This is a genomic window from Paraburkholderia sp. FT54 (genome assembly GCF_031585635.1).
GTDB lineage: Bacteria > Pseudomonadota > Gammaproteobacteria > Burkholderiales > Burkholderiaceae > Paraburkholderia.
On the sequence record NZ_CP134195.1, the window covers coordinates 1433668 to 1452247 of the forward strand.

At 61.5% G+C, this 18580-nt stretch carries 20 protein-coding genes and 1 pseudogene; 10 read left to right on the forward strand and 11 right to left on the reverse strand.

Annotated elements, in window-relative coordinates; all coding sequences use genetic code 11:
• Positions 1-41: 41 nt before the first annotated feature.
• The 8 genes from RI103_RS06840 to RI103_RS06875 all read right to left on the reverse strand — a co-directional run bounded on the left by RI103_RS06840 (position 42) and on the right by RI103_RS06875 (position 5849).
• The gene (locus RI103_RS06840) at positions 42-497 is read right to left on the reverse strand and encodes a DUF1643 domain-containing protein (RefSeq protein WP_310814620.1); all 456 of its coding nucleotides are present in this window, start codon (positions 495-497) and stop codon (positions 42-44) included.
• A 59-nt stretch (positions 498-556) separates the two neighbouring features.
• Positions 557-1555 (reverse strand): hypothetical protein, encoded by a 999-nt coding sequence (locus RI103_RS06845; protein ID WP_310814622.1) that lies wholly within the window; start codon positions 1553-1555, stop codon positions 557-559.
• Positions 1552-1863 carry a helix-turn-helix transcriptional regulator gene (locus RI103_RS06850; protein WP_310814458.1) on the reverse strand — a complete coding sequence of 104 codons (312 nt, stop codon included), beginning with the start codon at positions 1861-1863 and terminating at the stop codon, positions 1552-1554. Before RI103_RS06850 ends, RI103_RS06845 begins: the two co-directional genes overlap by 4 nt.
• The gene (locus RI103_RS06855) at positions 1785-2540 is read right to left on the reverse strand and encodes a hypothetical protein (RefSeq protein ID WP_310814459.1); all 756 of its coding nucleotides are present in this window, start codon (positions 2538-2540) and stop codon (positions 1785-1787) included. The genes RI103_RS06850 and RI103_RS06855 overlap by 79 nt, the downstream gene beginning before the upstream one ends.
• A 217-nt stretch (positions 2541-2757) precedes the next feature.
• A complete protein-coding gene (locus tag RI103_RS06860) occupies positions 2758-3573 on the reverse strand; it encodes a hypothetical protein (RefSeq protein ID WP_310814460.1) in 816 nt (271 codons plus the stop codon).
• Between the two features lie 116 nt (positions 3574-3689).
• Positions 3690-4814 (reverse strand): reverse transcriptase domain-containing protein, encoded by a 1125-nt coding sequence (locus tag RI103_RS06865; RefSeq protein WP_310814461.1) that lies wholly within the window; start codon positions 4812-4814, stop codon positions 3690-3692.
• Positions 4815-5031: 217 nt separating this feature from the next.
• Positions 5032-5406 (reverse strand): four helix bundle protein, encoded by a 375-nt coding sequence (locus tag RI103_RS06870; RefSeq protein ID WP_310814462.1) that lies wholly within the window; start codon positions 5404-5406, stop codon positions 5032-5034.
• 17 nt (positions 5407-5423) lie between these two features.
• A complete protein-coding gene (locus tag RI103_RS06875; RefSeq protein WP_310814623.1) occupies positions 5424-5849 on the reverse strand; it encodes a DUF1566 domain-containing protein in 426 nt (141 codons plus the stop codon).
• Between RI103_RS06875 and RI103_RS06880 the strand changes: the two genes are divergently transcribed.
• The 5 genes from RI103_RS06880 to RI103_RS06900 all read left to right on the forward strand — a co-directional run bounded on the left by RI103_RS06880 (position 5850) and on the right by RI103_RS06900 (position 10224).
• Complete coding sequence (locus RI103_RS06880) at positions 5850-6221, forward strand: hypothetical protein (protein ID WP_310814624.1); 372 nt, start codon at positions 5850-5852, stop codon at positions 6219-6221.
• A 789-nt stretch (positions 6222-7010) separates the two neighbouring features.
• A complete protein-coding gene (locus tag RI103_RS06885) occupies positions 7011-8132 on the forward strand; it encodes an acyltransferase (protein WP_310814625.1) in 1122 nt (373 codons plus the stop codon).
• 232 nt (positions 8133-8364) lie between these two features.
• Complete coding sequence (locus tag RI103_RS06890; protein WP_310814626.1) at positions 8365-8673, forward strand: hypothetical protein; 309 nt, start codon at positions 8365-8367, stop codon at positions 8671-8673.
• 395 nt (positions 8674-9068) lie between these two features.
• Positions 9069-9704 (forward strand): hypothetical protein, encoded by a 636-nt coding sequence (locus tag RI103_RS06895; RefSeq protein WP_310814627.1) that lies wholly within the window; start codon positions 9069-9071, stop codon positions 9702-9704.
• A 16-nt stretch (positions 9705-9720) separates the two neighbouring features.
• Positions 9721-10224: a M48 family metallopeptidase gene (locus RI103_RS06900; RefSeq protein WP_310814628.1), complete on the forward strand. Its 504-nt coding sequence runs from the start codon at positions 9721-9723 to the stop codon at positions 10222-10224.
• A 10-nt stretch (positions 10225-10234) separates the two neighbouring features.
• Here RI103_RS06900 and RI103_RS06905 read toward each other — a convergent pair whose 3' ends face one another.
• A complete protein-coding gene (locus RI103_RS06905; RefSeq protein WP_310814629.1) occupies positions 10235-12553 on the reverse strand; it encodes an FdhF/YdeP family oxidoreductase in 2319 nt (772 codons plus the stop codon).
• A 171-nt stretch (positions 12554-12724) separates the two neighbouring features.
• Here RI103_RS06905 and RI103_RS06910 point away from each other — a divergent pair, with 171 nt between their 5' ends.
• A complete protein-coding gene (locus tag RI103_RS06910; protein ID WP_310814630.1) occupies positions 12725-14158 on the forward strand; it encodes a PLP-dependent aminotransferase family protein in 1434 nt (477 codons plus the stop codon).
• A gap of 32 nt (positions 14159-14190) precedes the next feature.
• Positions 14191-14499, forward strand: a complete 309-nt coding sequence (locus tag RI103_RS06915) for a helix-turn-helix domain-containing protein (RefSeq protein WP_310814631.1) — start codon at positions 14191-14193, stop codon at positions 14497-14499.
• Positions 14500-14577: 78 nt separating this feature from the next.
• Here the strand turns inward: RI103_RS06915 and RI103_RS06920 are convergent, their stop codons facing one another.
• The gene (locus RI103_RS06920; protein ID WP_310814632.1) at positions 14578-15327 is read right to left on the reverse strand and encodes an SDR family oxidoreductase; all 750 of its coding nucleotides are present in this window, start codon (positions 15325-15327) and stop codon (positions 14578-14580) included.
• A 266-nt stretch (positions 15328-15593) separates the two neighbouring features.
• Here RI103_RS06920 and RI103_RS06925 point away from each other — a divergent pair, with 266 nt between their 5' ends.
• Positions 15594-16724, forward strand: a complete 1131-nt coding sequence (locus RI103_RS06925; protein WP_310814633.1) for a BMP family ABC transporter substrate-binding protein — start codon at positions 15594-15596, stop codon at positions 16722-16724.
• Positions 16725-16767: 43 nt separating this feature from the next.
• Positions 16768-17310 (forward strand): nucleoside deaminase, encoded by a 543-nt coding sequence (locus tag RI103_RS06930; RefSeq protein WP_310814634.1) that lies wholly within the window; start codon positions 16768-16770, stop codon positions 17308-17310.
• Between the two features lie 71 nt (positions 17311-17381).
• Here RI103_RS06930 and RI103_RS06935 read toward each other — a convergent pair whose 3' ends face one another.
• Positions 17382-17960, reverse strand: a complete 579-nt coding sequence (locus RI103_RS06935) for a hypothetical protein (RefSeq protein WP_310814635.1) — start codon at positions 17958-17960, stop codon at positions 17382-17384.
• Between the two features lie 300 nt (positions 17961-18260).
• Here RI103_RS06935 and RI103_RS39600 point away from each other — a divergent pair.
• Positions 18261-18455, forward strand: a pseudogene (locus tag RI103_RS39600) (SH3 domain-containing protein); the annotation flags it as partial.
• Positions 18456-18580: the final 125 nt, after the last annotated feature.

An 18580-nucleotide genomic window follows, 5' to 3' on the forward strand; every position in this document is an offset into this window, starting at 1 on the left:
GGCGACCCCGATAGCCTCGCAGAGCGAGCGTTTGTTGCCGTTCATGCCTTATCCCCATTCTCTGCGGATGCGGCGATACCTGCGGGGCTCCATTCGATCAGCGGCTGGTCAGCGCGGACGTATAGCGGGTGGCGCGGCGAGCCGTCCTTCGTCGTCCCAAGACACCACAGGCGCGCGCCGGCGTCGAGCATGATGCTGGCGACACGCGCCGCTCGGTCAGGCCGTGCGTTCGATCCCCACGCGCACACGACATCGCCACACTCGCGAGCGAAGTTCCAGAGATAGTCGTCGTTGTCCGGCCCGACCGGGTCATGATGCGTCCACAGAGCCGCCGGGTTCGTCGAGCGCAGGGCGTACAGGTTGGCGACTGCGAGCCCGTTGCAATCCCAAAGCTTGGCAAAGCCACGGCATCGACGGATTGTCGGGTCATCGAGTTGCGCATCGGCGGTGCTCGGGTTGAGCATGACGAACAACGCGGTCGACTTCATCGGCGCCATTGATTCGGCTGTACGCGTCAGCCGATAGCGATAGGTGCCACATGGGCTGATAACGGTGCTCACTGATCACCTCCACTTGCTGGCAGCGTGCCGTGAAAGGCGCGCAATTGTTCAATGAGAGTAACCTCGGCGTCGTATGTAGCCTCTTCGTCAGCATCGCACCATGTGCCATCAGGCGATGTATTCGACGCCTTCAGTTCGTCGGCGCGCATCGATAGACTGCATATTGCGTCCCAAATCAACAGTCGATCCGTCTGTGCAGGTTGCGGGGATGCGGCGCGTTCGAGCAAGCCATTTGGTTCGAACACAAGATTGCGAAGTCTGTTGGCGTGCTGCGCTGCCTCGTATGGCTTCGTGCTGTATATCGCACTGTCCAGGCCGCGAAAGACATCGCGCAGGTGCTCCCGCTCATCGTCCAGCACCACGGCAGTCTGTGCTGGCTGCGGGGCGGCGGGACCGCGTAGCGCGTTGCGCGCGAACATCCGTGCATTGTCGAGTTCGATAAGCGCGTCTTGCTGGCCGCCGTCGATCATCGAAAGATATTGTTCTCTCGTTCTGAGGCTCGCGATCTTGTCGCATGCATCCTCAAGCTGGCGTAACGCTGTAAGCGCCACCGGCTCCGCCGATTGCGCTGGCGCGGCAGGGGATGCGGCGAGTGCCTTCATGTGGACGCGGCCCGCGATGTAATGCCAGTCCACGCGGGCGCCCGTGATGGACGTTATCCCTGCACAAATTGCGTTGGCAGTTTCTTTGGGGATGTCGAACAGGCCAATGGACTGCCCGTGCTTATACACATCCTGCGCACATTCATCCGCCGACATTGCAGCAATCGGCGCGGCAGGTTTGCTTGCAGATAGCAGGGCGATGGCGCGGCGAATGGGAGGCATGCCGTCCTGATACTTGTGGCCGACGTAAGCCGGGCTACTCGGAACCCACTTCGAGCCGCCCCACACTTCATCGGACGCCAGCTGTTCGTCGCCGACTTCGAGAAACACATATTGCTGTAGCTGGGTCATCATCGCTCCGTCGAGCTTGTTAGTGGGGGCGGTCATGGTCATTGGTACTTCACGTAAGGGTTGATTTCGCGATCCGTCAGACCGGCGATGTAATCGAGGCTGACGCCGAACAGCTTCGCCAGATCGGCGGCCATCGTCAGCCCAGGAAGGTGTTCGTTTCGCTCCACTTCGCAGACATAGGTTTGGCTCATGTGTATCCGCCGGGCCACCTCTGAAGCGGACAGGCGCGCGTCAGTGCGCAATCGCCTGAGGCGCGCGCCGATCGTTTCAGCTACATCGTGCATAGCTCCTCCGCTGTAAATAACCCTTGCTGCGCCGGCGGCGGCCGGCTGTTGATTCGTTCTGTCCATGCTTTCGCTTCCCGCCAGTCGTTTGCATTGCGCCCCTGCTTGCGCGCTGCGAAGCTCCACGCCATCGAGTCGGCCGTGTAGAGCAGGTCTTTCACAATCCACGACGAAAGCGCCGTGGACTTCAGCCCGAAGCCGTGCAAGCGCAAATCCGGCCGCGCTGCCTTGATCGCCATCAGCACGCGCTCGATCGCGCGCGGGTCGCCGTTGCGCTTACAAACCGATCCGACTCCAACCCATGCGCCTTGCTTCAGCCGATCGCCGTACATCTCGATGTGCCGCACGTAATCTTCTGGCGCGTAGCCCTGCAACACCGGCATGATGTAGACGCCGCCAACGTCGCATTGCATCAGGGCGTCATACCGTTCGATCGTGAGCTGCTGGTGTTCCAGAATCGTCTTGCCCGTCAGCTTCAGCATGTGCGCCTCGCACATGTAATCCTGTGCGACATCGGCCAACAAATTCCCGTTCTTCGACCAGCGCTTTATCTCTGTTGCGTAGACCTCGACGCTTTCCGGATAGCCGCCGTGCGTCAGGATCGTTGTGAAGGCTCCCGAATCCAGAATCCAGTCGCCGACCACGAAACCCGACTTGCGCTTTTTCAGCCTGTTCTTGCTGATGAACGCGCCGTCGAAGTGCTTTGCGTCTGACGGCTGGTGAAGGCCAGTGAAAAACCTCATGCGCCGCGCCCTCACTTCTCTCCGTTATCGAACCATCGCCCGGACTTCCCGCAGATCGACGGCATCAGCTTTTCTTCCTCGCCACCGAAACCACGATGCGACTCGCAAAGGCGGAAGATCGGGTTGTCGCCAAATAGGTCAGGCCGCAGATTCTTTGGGTGCTTGCACTCCGGGTAGCGGGATAGAGTGCTGTGAATGCAATCCGAGCAATCTCGCTTCATGTGGGTGCTACCTGCTTTCGGATGTCCGCAGCCTTGGTCTGCGAGCATCCGAGAAACTTCCGGATCTCGGTCACGGTCGCTCGCAGCGTGCCGGCGGCGACTGCTTCCCGCACCCGAGTAACGTCATCAGGACTCTCGGTTTCGGGTGACTCCACCGGCGCTACTGCGTTACTGGAATCCGTTACTGCTGTGACCGGGACGGCGTGACTGCCTTGTGTGACGGGCGTTGCCGCGATTCCCGCCACTTCAGCGGGGCGCAGCGCGAGCAGCCAGGCGAAGCAGGCGACACCTTCGAGCACGGCAGCGAACGCGAGGCCGGCAATCAGGTCGGCGTGCGCGACCGGCAGACCAAATGCGGTCAGCGCACCAGTCACCGGGTCAGCCATCGCTGCGGCGCGCGCGGCGGCGGCGCTGTCTTGGGCTGTCTCGGCGCGCCTTGCCTCGACCGCTTCGACGCCTAGGGCATCAAGCCGGGCGGTCAGCGTCGCGCGCTCAATTCGGACCGTCGCGCAGCGGTCACCGCACCGGCGTTCTGTTACCCGGGCCAGTCGCGCCACAGTGTCGGCGCGGTCGGCGGCGATCTCAGCCAAGCCGCGGCCGTGAGTCACGACCGCCGGAACCGCCGCGGCGCGCAGCTCGCCAGCGTGCTTCTGTGCCATCACGAAGAAAACGGCATGGCCGTAGCAGGTAGCCGCCATGCAGGCGATCCACAGCACCGCACCGACCATCCGCAGACGCCAACCACGCGAACGGCAGAGGGCAGGGAGCAGGTGAGCGGCTACAACCACCACCACGCCGACGGCGATCCACAACGCGCGCTCCGCTATCCATCCGCCGCGCTGCCAGCCTGCGAGGATGGACAGACACGCAGCAGTAGCGGTCGCCGTGACTGCGAGTAATGCCGGTTGCGTTCTCATAGCCATAGCATTCATGCGCAGTTTCCCCGATAGGATTTCGTGAATGCTTTGTTGACGGCGCGGCCACGATGCCGGACCACATTGGCGAGCCGCGCGCGGTCGTGATGGCTCGCTGGCGCCTGCCCGAGCAGGCCAAAATAACTGTTCGTGACCTGCAGGAAGTCCTGTTCGTTGACGCTGGCGACTTGCCGAAGCGCCTCGCTGACCGTGCGTCGACGCGTCGTGCGCGCCCACGGCTTGATGACGTGCCCGACGAAGTCAACGCCACGCGCGACCGGCTGCAGGATCGTTTTCGTGGGGTTCAGCCGAACGCCGAGACGCTCCGGCAGGAACGCGTCGACGTCGGCCAGCGTCGTGTTGAGCCAGTCCGCCGACTCGTGCAGGAATAGAAAGTCGTCCACGTACCGGATGTAGTGCCGCGCGCCAAGCTGATGCTTCGCGTGCTGATCCAGCACGTCGAGATAGACGTTCGCGAAAAACTGCGACGACAAGTTTCCGATAGGCAGTCCGCGATTCGCCGTCTGCTCCACCAGGCGCTTGTGCAGCGGCACGCGGGCGAGCAACCTGCGATCGCCTCGGAATTCGAAGTCGGCGCGTGGATCGTGCATCAACACGAGCTCGGTCAGCGATGCCCAGAATGGCTCGGAGATTTTGGCGAGTAGCAGGCCGCGCAGAATGTCCTTGTCGATCGAGACAAAGAAGTTCGCGAGGTCGCACTTCAGGTAATACGCGGGTCGCGACCAGTTCTGCGTGACGCTCCGGATCTTCGCCTCGAGGCGCTGGGCTGCGTACAACGTGCCGCGAGCCGGGATACACGCGCACGAGTCCGCAATAAACGACTTCTCGAAGCGCGGGCCGATCCGGTTGTAAAGCAGGTGATGCACGATGCGATCGCGGAAGTCTGCCGCCCATACTTCGCGCGGCTTCGGTCGCGTGATCACGAAGCAGATCGAGCGGCCGGGCGCATAGCTGCCGTCGGCCAACTCGTCGAAGAGACGGCGCAGGTTGCGTTCGAGGTTCGCTTCGAAGGTCAGCGCACTGGCGCTGTTGCGCTTCGTACGCCGACAGTCGAAATAGGCCTCGGCAAGTTCTGTGAAAGTGAAGCCAGCATGTGCGTTCCAATCTGCGGACGGCACGAGCGCGGAGCTCGTTGTTCTTGTGGTTGTTGTTCTGGTTACCGTTGTTGAAGTTCTGATACCAGGCCCAACCGCATTGTTCGTGCTATCTACGTCGCCCGGCCGATTGCTCAGTCGGGAAACTGCGCTGGACCGATCCGCACGCCGGCGGTCGGTACCCATGGTGCGCATGGCGGTGGCCTCGTGAGCCAGCGGCACGACCAGATTGAAAGTTCGCTCAGTCATGGCGGCCTTGACCTCCGTGAAGCGGGCGAGTTGCGGCGCGACGCCATCCATTTGCCTGCTTTCCGATGATCGTCGTGAGTTCGATGGCTTTGGCGTAGCCATGACGGGAAATGAGCCGCTTGTCCATCGCAAGGCGGACCAGCAGGTTGATCACTTCCAGTCGCTCGACCAACTCCGTAAGGTGCGGCGACTTGTCCTGCGCGACGTTGGCACGGAATACCAGAACCGTGATCTCAATGCACTCGACGTTGATCTTCTCGCCGATGGATCGTTTGAAATCGCGCTGCATGTTCTTGACCAGATCCGTGACCACGTCGAGCAAGTCGTACGCGACCTTGTAAATGGGAAGCTGTGTATGGATGGCCATGCTGTTAAATGACTAAATTACAAAATGACTAATCTGCGGACGGCACGAGCGCGGAGCTCGTTGGTCTTGCGGTCGCTGGTCTGGGTACCGCAGTTGAAGTGCTGAGACCAGGCCCAACCGCTCTCTTTCTCGTGTTGCTGCCCCGACCAGTACCAGGCCGACTGGAACTCTCCCTTCAGGTTCGCGAACAGCAGCGACTGCTCGCGGCGGGTCGGTAATACACCACCGAGATCTGCCGCCCACTTACCAGCGGCTTCCCACGTAACGTCCTCGGCTTCACCCGGCAGTAATACGAGGTGATAGTCGGCCTCGCCGTTCTCGCCAAGCACCAACCCTGCATAGCGTTCGCCAGCCGCGAGCGTGATCGTTGCTGCCTTGATGTGGTACTCGATGGCTGCCTGCTTCTCGAAAGCCGCGATCATCTCGGCGATACGTGCAGGCACATGGTGGAGCTGCTTGGGAGCGCTTTCCTCGTGGAGATATTCCACCGTAAGAGCAAGGACGGTAAGAAGGTCTATGCAAACCTCAAGGGGCCGAACGGTTACAAGGTCTTTGGGACCGCCGCCAAGCATCCGATTACCGGCAAACTGACTACGGTCCAGGTGGCTCCCGCTGTCACGGACCCTAAATGTTTCATTTGGGAGGTTGCAGATAGGGAAATGTGGGACAGCATCCATATCCCGGGCGAGTGGGAGGCAATTACGAACGAGCGTGGAGATACTGTTACCCCGGCCCGTTCTAAGAACGTCCTACAAGAGAAAATCCGAAAGGCTAAAAACTGGCCGCAGCACCCTTTATACAAAGAAGTTGGCTAATCACTCACGGAGCAAATGACAGAACAGGAAGCTATCGACATGGCAGTCAGGGCAGTCTCGATCTATTCGGCGCGCCGCCCTAGGCCGCACCATGTCACCATTACCCAAGCTGCTGATATGCTTGGGCGCAGTCGTCCGACAGTCCGCAAGATGCTGCTAGAGAATAAAATACGTTTGAACGCCGCCGGTTCAATACCGATTGAGGCAGTGGATAGGTTGCTGGCCTCGCGTGTGTAGGGCGTGTGCAGATGCACATTTTATGCGCACAAATCCTGAAAGCCCTGCTGGGTAGGGATGTTCGAGTCCGGTCCCCGGCACCAACAGACCCAGCAGGGGTTTTGCCTTTTATCGGGTTGACCTTCATCCAAAGCGTGTGGTTTTTTCTGGCCTGAACCGGATTCCCTGCATTCACTTCTTCCGACCGGTCCGGCCCACAGCGGCGGTCAATCTGTCTGCCACCAGGTGCGAATAGCGTTTCGTGGGCGAGCCCCGATGCTTCTGAAGGGACTATCGATCTTCGATAGTGTGCGACATCCATCCAGTGTGCGTCGCGCGGCTGCCAGCGCTTAGTCAAAATGTTCCGCAGATCGAAATCGGTCGAGCAGTCGCCGATAAAAATCAGCCGCTGCCGCAAGCGCACAACCTGAATGCGAAGCCCGCCTTGACTCCGTAGCCGAGAGGTAACGCGAGAGCAATCTGAATTGTTGGAGACTTAGTCTGCCTGCGTTCAAACGTTCGCCTTTAGGCGTCTGCTAAAATTACGCATCTGTGAAGGCGCCAAACCGATTTATGAACACTGACAAGAACAACGACATCCAATGTTTGAGGGCAGTGGCGATCTTGCTGGTGATCACCCAGCACTATCGCAACCGCCTGCCGACTCCAGATAGCTATCAAGGTCTCTTCGGGCACTTTGCATTCTGGTCCGGGGTCGACATTTTCTTCGCAATCTCCGGCTTTCTGATTTGCCACTCGTTTCTGCGGGACGTGCGACGGACCGACTCGCGCAAGGAAGCCATGGCAATGTTTTGGGCACGGCGCTGGGGGAGATTGTTTCCGGCGGTCTTCTTCTGGAGCGTGGCGTCGGTATGCATCTCTGTTTTCACTTCCTCTATCCCTAACGCAGACCCGGCAAAGATCGCAGTAGGCGCTGCGGCGGCGATCTTCGGAGTCTCGAATGCATATTGGGTGCATTGCGTCAACCATTTCGGCCCAACCTGCGGCAATGCTGACTTCAACAGCGTAACCTGGTCGCTGTCACTTGAATGGCAGATGTACGCGCTATTGACGACGCTGATTTGCCTGACTGGTCGCCGATGGGCAGTGACGCTGATGCTGATCGGCGCCGGGATAATGTCTGCATTCCCGGCCCCCAGCTTTTCGGTTATCTGGGCTTTCCGTATGCAGGCGTTTGCGCTAGGCGCTTTGACCTACATTTTGCTGCAAACCGACGACGCGCTGCCCGTGTTGCGGCTACGGCGCCTTTTTTCCATAGCGTTGCTGTTCGTAGGCGTGCTGATCTGCATATCGGCGCCAACGCATCTTAGCCAACCCTTCGTGCTTCCCGCGATTGGAATAGGTGGATTCATATGCCTACTTTCGGGGTTATCGAAATCCAACTTCTCGCGATCTCCCGTAGCTTCGCCACTGGTCTGGCTTGGAGAGCGGTCGTATTCCGTGTATCTCTGTCACCTACCGATGATCCTGTTTACACGGGAAGTCATGGCGCGGACGACGGGTCTTTCTGTTAATTTTCGCAATATCGTTTTTGGCGCGGTCCTGGCCGGAAGTCTCGTCATTATCTGCGGAGAATTGTCCTACCGCTTCATTGAAGTGCCGTTTCAGCGGCTTGTTCGAGAAAGAATGGAACGGAGGCGTCGTTCGCAAGGGCAGGCGACTCTGTCCGTGTAATAAGCTAGAGCGATGCGCAGTCGACGCCGCTAGGTGTACGCGGAATGGATGGTGCTGCAAAACGGCCGTGCAAGCCCCCGCGATCGGAGCGTGGTAAAGCTACCCGCACGCTAGACCAGCGGATTCCGTTTGCACGATCTGATAACGTTGTTCACGATTCCACCTCCTGATCCCCCGCAAAAGATGCGGCGCATAATGACGAAATCCCTTTGTCAGGATGATGGAGGCAGACGTGACTACTTTTGCTATAGACGCCATTCGCATCAACCCGGCGAACGACAGGATCACCCACGTGCGCTGGGCCCCCGTCGAGCCGTCGACGCGTGACTGGCTGTCCCCCACGTCGATGGTCGAGGTGGCCGAAGTCGTCGCCGCGCTTCGTCGGGGAGACGCTGTTTGGTCCCTTTTTACGCTCGGCGGCACCCGGTTTCTGGGCCCCAAAATTGTGTCTGTCTCTCACACCGACGGCCACGATGGCATTGACACCGATGTCCCGGGCGATCATGTCGAAAAATGCATTGACGACCTGCCGCACGTTTGACCGCCTGGCTTAAGGCCGTCGACGAGCGTCGTGCGCGTTGCCGGACGCTTTTCCTGCAATCGCCCGTTTTGGCGGAGGCGCCGATGCGAGCCCACGGTTCGCTGTCGGCGACGTCGACGCGATCACCTGGATCGTGCAGGTGCCGTGGCTGGCTGAACGCGTGAACTGCCGCATCGAACCCAGGCGTCCGCTGCTTTGGGTGCGGGCGGCCATGTCGTGCTCAAAACGGCGCCTGTGGGGGATTCGACCATCATCAAGGGAATCACGCGGGGAACCGTGGCGCCCACTACAGTGTTCGAAATATGCAACCATTCGCCTGCGCATTCGACACGTGCGATGCTGCGACGCAAACCAACTGCGTTTCCCGCAGACCAACGCAATTCCACCGGAGCAAAATGATGGGCAGTGAAAAATCGAAGCGTGCGCGCCGCGCCGCCGAAAGCCTTTTCGGGGATTTGCCGACCACCAGCAACACCACGGCCAGCCGGCCTTCGAATCCCTTCGGCAACGACCCGTTCGACACGCCAGCCGGCGTTACGCCGACAGGGGACGAACTCGTCGTGCTACCGGCCCAATTCGAACTGCCGCCCGGCTATGAAGACGCGGCGGCCGTGCGCGACGCGCTCGCCCGCATCTGGCGCATGGACTGGATCAAGGTGGGCAAAGACGAATGCGTGGTCAGGCTACCGGTCGGATGGCGTGCGGACAAGTCGGTGGACGGTGTTCTGCGAATCGAATGCGCGGGCGTCGTTCGTGCGCAGGGCCGTATCGTGGAGGGCGCCGCGTTGCAGATCCTTCCGCGCTACTACTTGAAGGCGGAATTCCATGACTCGAACGACCACTGCCGGATCGTCGTACGCGATCGCGGCCGCAACAACAGCGTCCTGAAGGATTCGTTCTGGGACACGAGGAGCGGCCCGAACCATCCGCAGTGGAAGCCTCTCTCCGACTGGCTGGACAAGCAGTACCCCGACCATCGCGATCCGCTTCGGTATTGGGAAGATTGCGAAGCCAATCGCGGCGGCGTTTGACGGAGTGCCGAGCAGAATGTCCCACCTGAAATACCTGACCGGCTATCCACTCGCGCTTCAGGAGAAGGTCAAAAAGCTGATCGCCGAAGACCAACTCGGCCAGTACCTCGCCGCCCGCTATCCGAACACGCACGACATACAAACAGACAGAGCGCTGTACACCTATTGCGCCGACCTGAAACGCGAACACCTGCGCAGCGCGGACCAGATCGACAAAGTGACCTACGACAGCAAACTCGACGTCGTACGCCATGCGCTAGGTCTGCACACGAGCATTTCCCGTGTGCAGGGCGGCAAGCTGAAAGCGAAGAAAGAAATCCGCATCGCCTCGTTATTCAAATTAGCGGCGCCGGAATTTCTGAGAATGATCGTAGTGCACGAACTCGCTCATCTGAAGGAAAGCGATCACAACAAGGCCTTTTACCGCCTCTGCGAATTCATGCAACCGGGCTACCACCAGATCGAGTTCGATCTGCGTCTCTATCTGACGCAGCGCGAGCTGGCGAAGAAACAGGCCTGACGAACGGGCATCAGGCGGCCACCGCCTCGACCTTGGAAGAAGCCTTCAACAAAACCGGAATCGACTTCGACGTCGGCGTTCCCGCGCCGTCGGCGACCGACGACAGCGGCACCAGCGGGTTCGTCTCGGGATAGTAAGCGCCGAGACAGCCTCGCGGGATGTCGTACTCCACGAGCAGAAAACCTTCCGCGTGACGCTCGATGCCATCGGCCCACACGCTCGTCATATCCACGCGCTGTCCGGCCGCGAAACCGAGCATCGCGAGGTCGTCCTTGTTCGCGAACAACACGCGACGCTGCCCATACACACCACGATAACGGTCGTCGAGACCATAAATCGTCGTGTTGTACTGATCGTGCGAGCGCGTCGTCATCAGCGTCATCAGCCGCCTGCCATGTTCCTTGCGCGCCTGATGAATCGGCGTGGCCAAATCGATTGCATGCACCAGGAACTGCGCCTTGCCGCTCGGCGTTTTCCAGATCCGCTCGCGCGACGCCACGCCGAGGTGAAAGCCACCAGGCTTCTTCAAGCGCTCGTTGTAATCCGTGAATCCGTCGATCACTTTCGCGATGCCGTCGCGGATCAGCGAATAATCTGCAGCCTGCGCGAGCCAATCCACTTTCTCGCTGCCGAGCGTCGCATGCGCCATGCGCGCGACGATCGCGATTTCCGACAGCAGATTTTCCGACGCCGGCTTGTTCATGCCGTACGAGATATGCACCATGCTCATCGAATCCTCGACGCTCACGCCTTGCGCGACGCCATTCTGCAGGTCGATCTCGGTGCGGCCGAGCGTCGGCAGAATCAGCGCGTCGCGTCCATGCACGAGGTGACTGCGGTTCAGCTTGGTCGTGATGTGCACGGTGAGATCGCACGAACGCATCGCTTCCCACGTGCGCGGCGTATCCGGCGTCGCGATCGAAAAGTTGCCGCCGAGGCCGATGAACACCTTCACCTTGCCGTCGAGCATCGCCTGAATCGTATTGACGACGTCGAGTCCGTGCTCGCGCGGCGGCTCGAACTCGTAGACTTCGCCGAGGCGGTCGAGAAACGCCTGCGTCGGCCTTTCCTCGATGCCGACGGTGCGGTCGCCCTGCACGTTCGAGTGTCCGCGCACCGGGCACAGGCCCGCGCCGCGCCGGCCGATATTGCCGCGCATCATCATCAGGTTCGACAGGATCTGCACCGTCGGCACCGAATTCTTGTGCTGCGTGAGGCCCATGCCCCACGTCGAAATCACGGCGCGGCCCTTCACATAGATGTCGGCGAGCTGCAGCACGTCTTCGAGCGGCACGCCCGCTTCGGCGACGATCGTGTCCCAGCTTTCGGCGCGCAGATCGTCGGCGAACGCATCGAAGCCCACGGTGTGTTCGGCAATGAACGCGGCGTCGAGCACGCGTTCGAAGCCCAAAGCCAAAGCCTCGTCGTCGAGCTCGATCACGCGCTTGGCGACGCCCTTGATCAGCGCGAAATCGCCGCCGACCTTCGGGCGAATGAACACGGAGCTGATCTTCGTGCTGCCCATCGTCAGCATTTCCACCGGATGCTGCGGGCTCGCGAAGCGCTCGAGGCCGCGCTCCTTCAGCGGATTGATCGACACGATGGTCGCGCCGCGCTTCGCGCACTCGCGCAGTTCGCCGAGCATCCGCGGATGGTTGGTGGCCGGATTCTGGCCGAAGATCAGGAGCGTATCGGCGTGTTCGAAGTCGTCGAGCGTCACCGTGCCTTTACCGATACCGACCGTATGCGGCAGGCCGCGGCTGGTCGCCTCGTGGCACATGTTCGAGCAGTCGGGGAAGTTGTTGGTGCCGTACATGCGCACGAACAACTGATACAGGAAGGCGGCTTCGTTGCTCGCGCGGCCCGAGGTGTAGAAGGCGGCGCGGTCCGGATCGTCGAGCCGCTTGAGGTGGTCGGCGATCAGATCGAAGGCTTCGTCCCAGCCGATCGGCACGTAACGGTCGCGCACGGCGTCGTAGACGAGCGGGTCGGTCAGGCGGCCGTGCTGTTCGAGTTCGTAGTCCGATTGCGTCATCAATTCGGCGACCGTGTGTTCCTCGAAGAACGCCGGCGTCACGCGCTTGCTGGTTGCCTCGGCGGCCACGGCCTTCACGCCGTTTTCGCAGAACTCGAAAGTGGACGCATGCTCGCGGTCCGGCCACGCGCAGCCGGGGCAGTCGAAGCCGTTCGGCTGATTCTGCTTGAACAGCATGCGGTAGTCGCCGCCCGTCACCTTTTCCTTGATCAGGTTGATGGCGACGTACTTGAGCGCGCCCCAGCCTGCGGCGGGGTGCGTATAGGGTTCGATGCGAGCTTCGGATTTCTTCATGATGTTGCGCGCCGGATCGGGCTGGAACGAGGCTGTAGAGCCGATGGGCGCAAGCCTACTGTGTTCCAAATGGGGCGCAGCATACAGAAAATTGGAAAGCGAAGGGATACAGTTACACAATATTTGTCATAGACTTGCAGTCCTGTCCATGCCTCTGATTGACTCAGCCCCTTGAAACTGTACGAAAAACTTGCCGACGAAATGACCGAAGCCGTGCGCCGCGGCGTGTTCGCGGCGGGCGAGCGGATTCCGTCGGTGCGGCAGGCGAGCCAGCAACACGGCGTCAGCATCAAGACGGTGCTGCACGCGTACGCGTTGCTGGAAAGCCGTGGGATTGTCGAGACCCGTCCGCAGTCCGGCTATTTCGTGCGCGACGCGGCGGCGCGGGCGGTGATGCCCGGCGAGCCGCCGCCCGGCCGCCCGGCCACTCCCCAGCCGCCGCCGGTGGCCGCTGCCGTGGACGTCAGCCGCCTCGTCCTGTCGACTTTGCGCAGCATCCGCGCGCACGACGCCGTGCCGTTCGGCTCGCCGTATCCGGATCCGACGCTGTTCCCGTGGCGGCGCATCAACCAGTACGCGAACGCGATCGCGCGACGCCATGCGAGCTGGAACCTGATCGACGACCTGCCGCCGGGCAATCCCGAACTGATCCGGCAGATCGCCCGGCGCTACGCCGAGAACGGCGTGCCGGTCGATCCCGACGAAATCGTCATCACGCTCGGCGCCACCGAAGCGATCAACTTGAGCTTGCAGGCGGTCGCCAAACCCGGCGACACGGTGGCCGTCGAATCGCCGACCTATTACGCGATGCTGCACGCCATCGAGCGTCTGGGCATGCGCGCGATCGAGGTGGCGACGCATCCGGCCCACGGCATCGATATCGAGGCGCTCGCGCAGGTGATCGCCGAACAGAAGATCGCGGCCTGCATGGTGATGCCGAACTTCCAGAATCCGCTCGGTTTCCAGATGCCCGACGCGCGCAAACGGCAACTGGTCGAACTGCTCGCCGCGCACGAGATTCCCGTGATCGAGAACGACGTCTATCAGGAGCTGTACTTCGGCGAGACGCGGCCGTCGACCTTGAAGAACTTCGACACTAAAGGGCTGGTGCTGCATTGCGCGTCGTTTTCGAAGAGCCTGACAGCGTCGTACCGGATCGGCTGGGCGCTGCCGGGGCGCTACCGCGCGCAGGTCGAGAAGCTGAAGTTTCTGAATACGCTGACCACGCCGTCGGTGCCGCAGGTCGCGGTCGCCGATTATTTGCGGCAGGACGGCTACGACCGGCATCTGCGGCACGTGCGCAAGATCTACCGGCAGCAGGCGAGCATCATGATGGCGATGGTGCAACGGTTTTTTCCAGTCGGCACTCGTATGTCGACGCCGCAGGGCGGCTACGTACTCTGGGTGGAACTGCCCGAGCGTGTCGATTCGATGCGGCTCTACCAGGCGGCGCTTGCGCGTAGCATCACGGTCGGACCGGGCATGATGTTTTCGACGCGCAATGATTTTCGCCACTTCATCCGGCTCAACTACAGCTATCCGTGGACGGCGCAGACCGAAGCGGCATTGAAGACGCTCGGCGAACTCGTCACGCAGATGGCGTAACCAAGGCATAAGAGAACAAGGAGGCTCTCACCATGGAAGACGACGAACTCGATCCGGTGCTGGTCGCCGTGCTGACGCAACTGTGGCGCGCGCATCGGGAAACGCCAGGCGGCGCGTGGTCGCTCGCCAAACTGTCGAAGCAGGCGGGCGTGCCGATGAGCGGCTTGCGGCGGCAGTTGACGGCGCTCGTCGACGGCGGTCTGGTCGACACCACGTTCAACGAGGAAGGCAGGGGCACAGCGCGCCTGAGCGAACTCGGCGAAAGCGTGTGCGGCGAATTGTTCGGCGACGGCGAGATGCCCGATGAGGACCAGCCGGAGCCGCCGCCGAAGCTTCACTGAATTGCGGCGGGGTTGCGGAGGTTCACTGCTGGCGAGCCATGTGCATGGCTCGCCAGCAGCGTGGCTTTGAACGCGGCTTTAAAGCTGGCTCATCCCGCCGTCGGCGATGATTTCCGTGCCGACGATAAACGCCGATTCCGGCGCCGCAAGGTGCAGCACGGTCGAGGCGATTTCTTCCGGCGTACCGAAACGGCCGACCGGCACCTGGTCGAGAATCCGCGCGGCGGTGGCTTCGAGCGCAGCGGTGTCGAGGCCGAGCTTGCCGTACAGCGGCGTTTGCACCGGGCCCGGGCTCACCACATTGACGCGCACGCCTTGCGGCAGCAATTCCGACGAAAGCGTCTTCGCCAGCGAAATCACCGCGGCCTTGCTCGCCGCATACACGGACGACGCCGGCATGCCGATATGGGCGTTGATCGACCCGTTGATCACGATCGACGCGCCGCGATTGAGCAACGGCAAGAGTGCCTGAATCTGGAAGTAGGCGCCCTTGACGTTGGTGTTGAACATGGCGTCCCAGAAGGCTTCGTCGACGTCCGGAAACGACGCGAATTTCGCGGTGCCGGCGTTGATGAACACCGCGTCGAGCCGAATGCCGGCGGCGCTGACCGCGGCCGCCAGTTCACGCGCCGACGCTACCGAGCCGGCGTCGTTGCGTACCGCGACGGCATGGGCGCCGAGTGCTGATCTGGCCGTTTCGAGCGCATCGGCGTCGCGGCCGGTAATGACCACGCGGGCGCCTTCGTCGGCGAATGCCTTGGCGGCCGCGAAGCCGATGCCGCTGCTGCCGCCGGTGACGAGAATCGACTTACCTTGGAAGCGAGTCATTTTGAATCTCCGAAAGAGTGTTGCGGGTTGGTGAGAGTGATATTGCGCTCACATAAGGCGCTTGCCGTACCACTTCTCCGATGCACTCGTTCGAAGACGTCGAACGTGTTTTGGCGGCACCAGAATACTAGCGACGTTATAGGCGGCATAACGAATAATAATTTTTCCGCTGAAATTGACCTTCGAATATGGCCCCCTATGCTGGAGCCTTGCCCGGGTTATCCCGAGCGCTGGGGCAGGCACCTTCAACCATTTTCGGAGAATCCATGAAAACCACGCTGGCGCGAGCGCTGCATCGTTCATTGCGCATCAACACCGTCCGAACCGTACTCGCCGCGACGCTCGGCGCGACCCTGGCAATCAGCGCGGCGGGGGCGTCGGCCGCCGCCGCGCAGCCGATCGGCATTGCCTTCGTCTATCTCGGCAATCCGGGCGACGCCGGCTGGACCTACGCGCACGAACAGGGCGTGAAAGCGCTCGAGGCGAAATTCGGCGACAAGGTCAAGGTGACGCGCGTCGAGAACGTGCCGGAGTCGGCGGATTCGGAGCGCGTGTTCCGCGATCTGGCGTCCAAGGGCAATAAGATCGTGGTGGGTTCGAGCTTCGGGTTTCAGGATTTCGAGCTGAAGGTCGCCAAGGACTTTCCGGACGCCGTGTTCGAACATGCCACCGGCTACAAGAAGGCCGCCAACTTCGCCACCTATGACGTGCGCACCTATCAGAGCGCCTACCTGGCGGGGCTCGTCGCGGGCTACACGACCAAGTCGAACACGCTCGGCTTCGTCGGTTCCGTGCCGGTGCCCGAGGTGGTGCGCAACATCAACGCATTCACGATGGGCGCTCGCTCGGTCAATCCGAACGCACGCGTGAAGGTGGTGTGGATCAATAGCTGGTTCGATCCGGGCCGCGAAAAGCAGGCTGCCGAAACGCTGATCGGCCAGGGCGCCGACGTGCTGATCCAGAACACCGATTCCACCGCGACGATGCAGACCGCCGAGCAGAAGAAGGTGCATGCGTTCGGCTGGGACTCGGATATGAAGAAGTTCGGACCGAACGCGCAACTCGGTGCATGCGTGAGCAACTGGGGCGTGTACTACACGCACCTGGTGGATCAGGTGATGGCGGGCACGTGGAACAACTCGCCGGTGTGGTGGGGGCTGAAAGAGAAAGCGATCGACCTCGCCGACATCAACACCGACGCCGTTTCGCCGGCCGCGCAAAAAGCCTTGAGCCAGAAGCGCGACGACATCATCTCAGGCAGGTTCAACCCGTTTGCCGGTCCGATCATGGATCAGTCCGGCGCGGTGAAGGTCGCCGCCGGCAAGTCGCTGAGCGATCCGGAACTGTTGCGCTTGAACTGGTTCGTGCAGGGCGTGGATGGGTCGCTGCCCAAGTAAAAATTTGCTTCGCTAATCTAACTATTAATCGAGGAGATCGCCCGTGAGTCTGACGGTTTCGACGGAGGCCGCCGCGACGGCCGCCAACTATCCGCCGCAGGGTTTGACGCCCACGCACGAGCAGATCGTGCGGCATCTGCGGCATTCGAGCCGGGTGGCCGAGCGGGCGACGTTGCTAGGGCATCACCCGTTCGGCGCGGTGCTGGTCGGACCGGACCAGGAGACCGTGCTGATGGAGCAGGGCAATGTCGACACGGTGAATCACGCCGAGTCGGTGCTGGCGCGCGTGGCGGCGTTGAACTTCACAGCGGAGTATTTGTGGAGTTGCACGCTGTACACGTCGGTCGAACCTTGCTGCATGTGCGCGGGGACGATGTATTGGGCCAACATCGGCCGGGTTGTGTTCGGCATGACCGAGAAGCGCTTGCTGGAAGCGACCGGCGATCACGCCGAGAATCCAACCATGAGCGTGGATTGCCGGTATGTCTTCGATCATTGCCAGAAACCGGTCGAAGTGATCGGCCCGGTGCCCGAAGTGGAAGCCGAGGTGATGGAGGTTCAGCGCAGATTCTGGAGCAGCCGGTAGCGTCGCTTTGCCGCCTTCGCGAAAGCGGCCTGCATGCCTGCGGCGCCGCCACGGGCATGCGCACGACTTTCCTATTGCACGGCGTGCGTCTGTGTCTCCGCCGGCGCCAGCATCGCGACGCCGCAGAACCAGTCGCCGCCGTGCGGCTGGTATCTCCACTGACCGCTGGTCTCCTTGAGCACGGCGGAACACTGTTCGTTCACCACGATCCCCGGATTCGCCGCCGTGCACTGACGCGTCGCCATGTCGGCGGGTGGCACGGGCGTCATGAGCGGTCTGCGCCGCGTGTCCGGCTCAACTGGTGTAGCGGAGGGACGCGGCGCTGCGGTTTGCATGCTGTCGATCAGCTTCCGCAGTTCATCGATACGCGTCGCGTACCACGTCTCCAGACACGCCGCATCGCGGCAGTTCGCTTCCCGCCATGCCCACTTGCTGTCGCTGTCGGTGAGGAAAGCGCGCCGGTCGGTGACCCGTCGACGCGCTTTCCAGTACAGTTGCCCCAGCGTGTCGTCGAACTTGGAGAGCGCGGGGTTGTTGCAGATCATCTTCTCGGTTAGCGAGCGTCCCCTGTCGCAGTCGAAGCTGGCGGCGTGGGCGGCCGGATGCGCGAGCATCAGCGTGGCAATCAGAAACGGGCGGATTGATTTCATTGCGGTCCGGGCAGTGCATGGCTTTTTCATGCAATGGATGATCGGCCGAGTCGCCGTAATGCGGACGCCCGAAAAACGCCTGACTTCAGGTGGGTGGTTACCAAATCTTGCCTCACGGGGACGGCAGGAATCGACGCGGGAGGTTGACTGAACGCTTTCAGGCATGTGCCGTGCAACTCGCCTGTGAGCAACCGGGCCGCGCATGGCAATGCGGCGTGCGATTCGGGGACCGGAAGCGGCACTCACCAAACCAGCAGGACAGGCCGGCAAGACAACGCGGCCCTTGAAACGGGAGAAAGAATGAAAAAACACCTCGTTCGTTGTCTGTATGCGGCGGCCGGCGTGCTCGCCTTGCCCGCTGTGGCCAGTGCGCAGTGGCAGGCTTATACCAACACCACTGCCAACGTGCGCGCGGGTCCGGCATCGGATTACCCAATCGTGACGCAATTGCCGGCCGGTGTGCCACTGAGCGTCATGGGCTGCATCAGCAGCTATCAATGGTGCGATGTCGCCGCGCCGAACTTGCGCGGCTGGGTCTATGCAGGGTCGCTCAGTTATCCCTACCAGGGCGCCAACGTACCGGTGATGAACTACGGCACGGTGATCGGGCTGCCGATCGT

Excerpts from the sequence above, each read along its gene's own strand:
- RI103_RS06870 (WP_310814462.1), bottom strand. The coding sequence starts at position 5,406 with ATGGCCATCCATACACAGCTTCCCATTTACAAGGTCGCGTACGACTTG.
- RI103_RS06900 (WP_310814628.1), top strand. The coding sequence starts at position 9,721 with ATGTCCCACCTGAAATACCTGACCGGCTATCCACTCGCGCTTCAGGAG.
- RI103_RS06935 (WP_310814635.1), bottom strand. The coding sequence starts at position 17,960 with ATGAAATCAATCCGCCCGTTTCTGATTGCCACGCTGATGCTCGCGCAT.
- RI103_RS06925 (WP_310814633.1), top strand. The coding sequence starts at position 15,594 with ATGAAAACCACGCTGGCGCGAGCGCTGCATCGTTCATTGCGCATCAAC.
- RI103_RS06845 (WP_310814622.1), bottom strand. The coding sequence starts at position 1,555 with ATGACCATGACCGCCCCCACTAACAAGCTCGACGGAGCGATGATGACC.
- RI103_RS06905 (WP_310814629.1), bottom strand. The coding sequence starts at position 12,553 with ATGAAGAAATCCGAAGCTCGCATCGAACCCTATACGCACCCCGCCGCA.
- RI103_RS06885 (WP_310814625.1), top strand. The coding sequence starts at position 7,011 with ATGAACACTGACAAGAACAACGACATCCAATGTTTGAGGGCAGTGGCG.
- RI103_RS06915 (WP_310814631.1), top strand. The coding sequence starts at position 14,191 with ATGGAAGACGACGAACTCGATCCGGTGCTGGTCGCCGTGCTGACGCAA.
- RI103_RS06840 (WP_310814620.1), bottom strand. The coding sequence starts at position 497 with ATGGCGCCGATGAAGTCGACCGCGTTGTTCGTCATGCTCAACCCGAGC.
- RI103_RS06850 (WP_310814458.1), bottom strand. The coding sequence starts at position 1,863 with ATGGACAGAACGAATCAACAGCCGGCCGCCGCCGGCGCAGCAAGGGTT.
- RI103_RS06895 (WP_310814627.1), top strand. The coding sequence starts at position 9,069 with ATGATGGGCAGTGAAAAATCGAAGCGTGCGCGCCGCGCCGCCGAAAGC.
- RI103_RS06880 (WP_310814624.1), top strand. The coding sequence starts at position 5,850 with ATGGTGGAGCTGCTTGGGAGCGCTTTCCTCGTGGAGATATTCCACCGT.
- RI103_RS06920 (WP_310814632.1), bottom strand. The coding sequence starts at position 15,327 with ATGACTCGCTTCCAAGGTAAGTCGATTCTCGTCACCGGCGGCAGCAGC.
- RI103_RS06855 (WP_310814459.1), bottom strand. The coding sequence starts at position 2,540 with ATGAGGTTTTTCACTGGCCTTCACCAGCCGTCAGACGCAAAGCACTTC.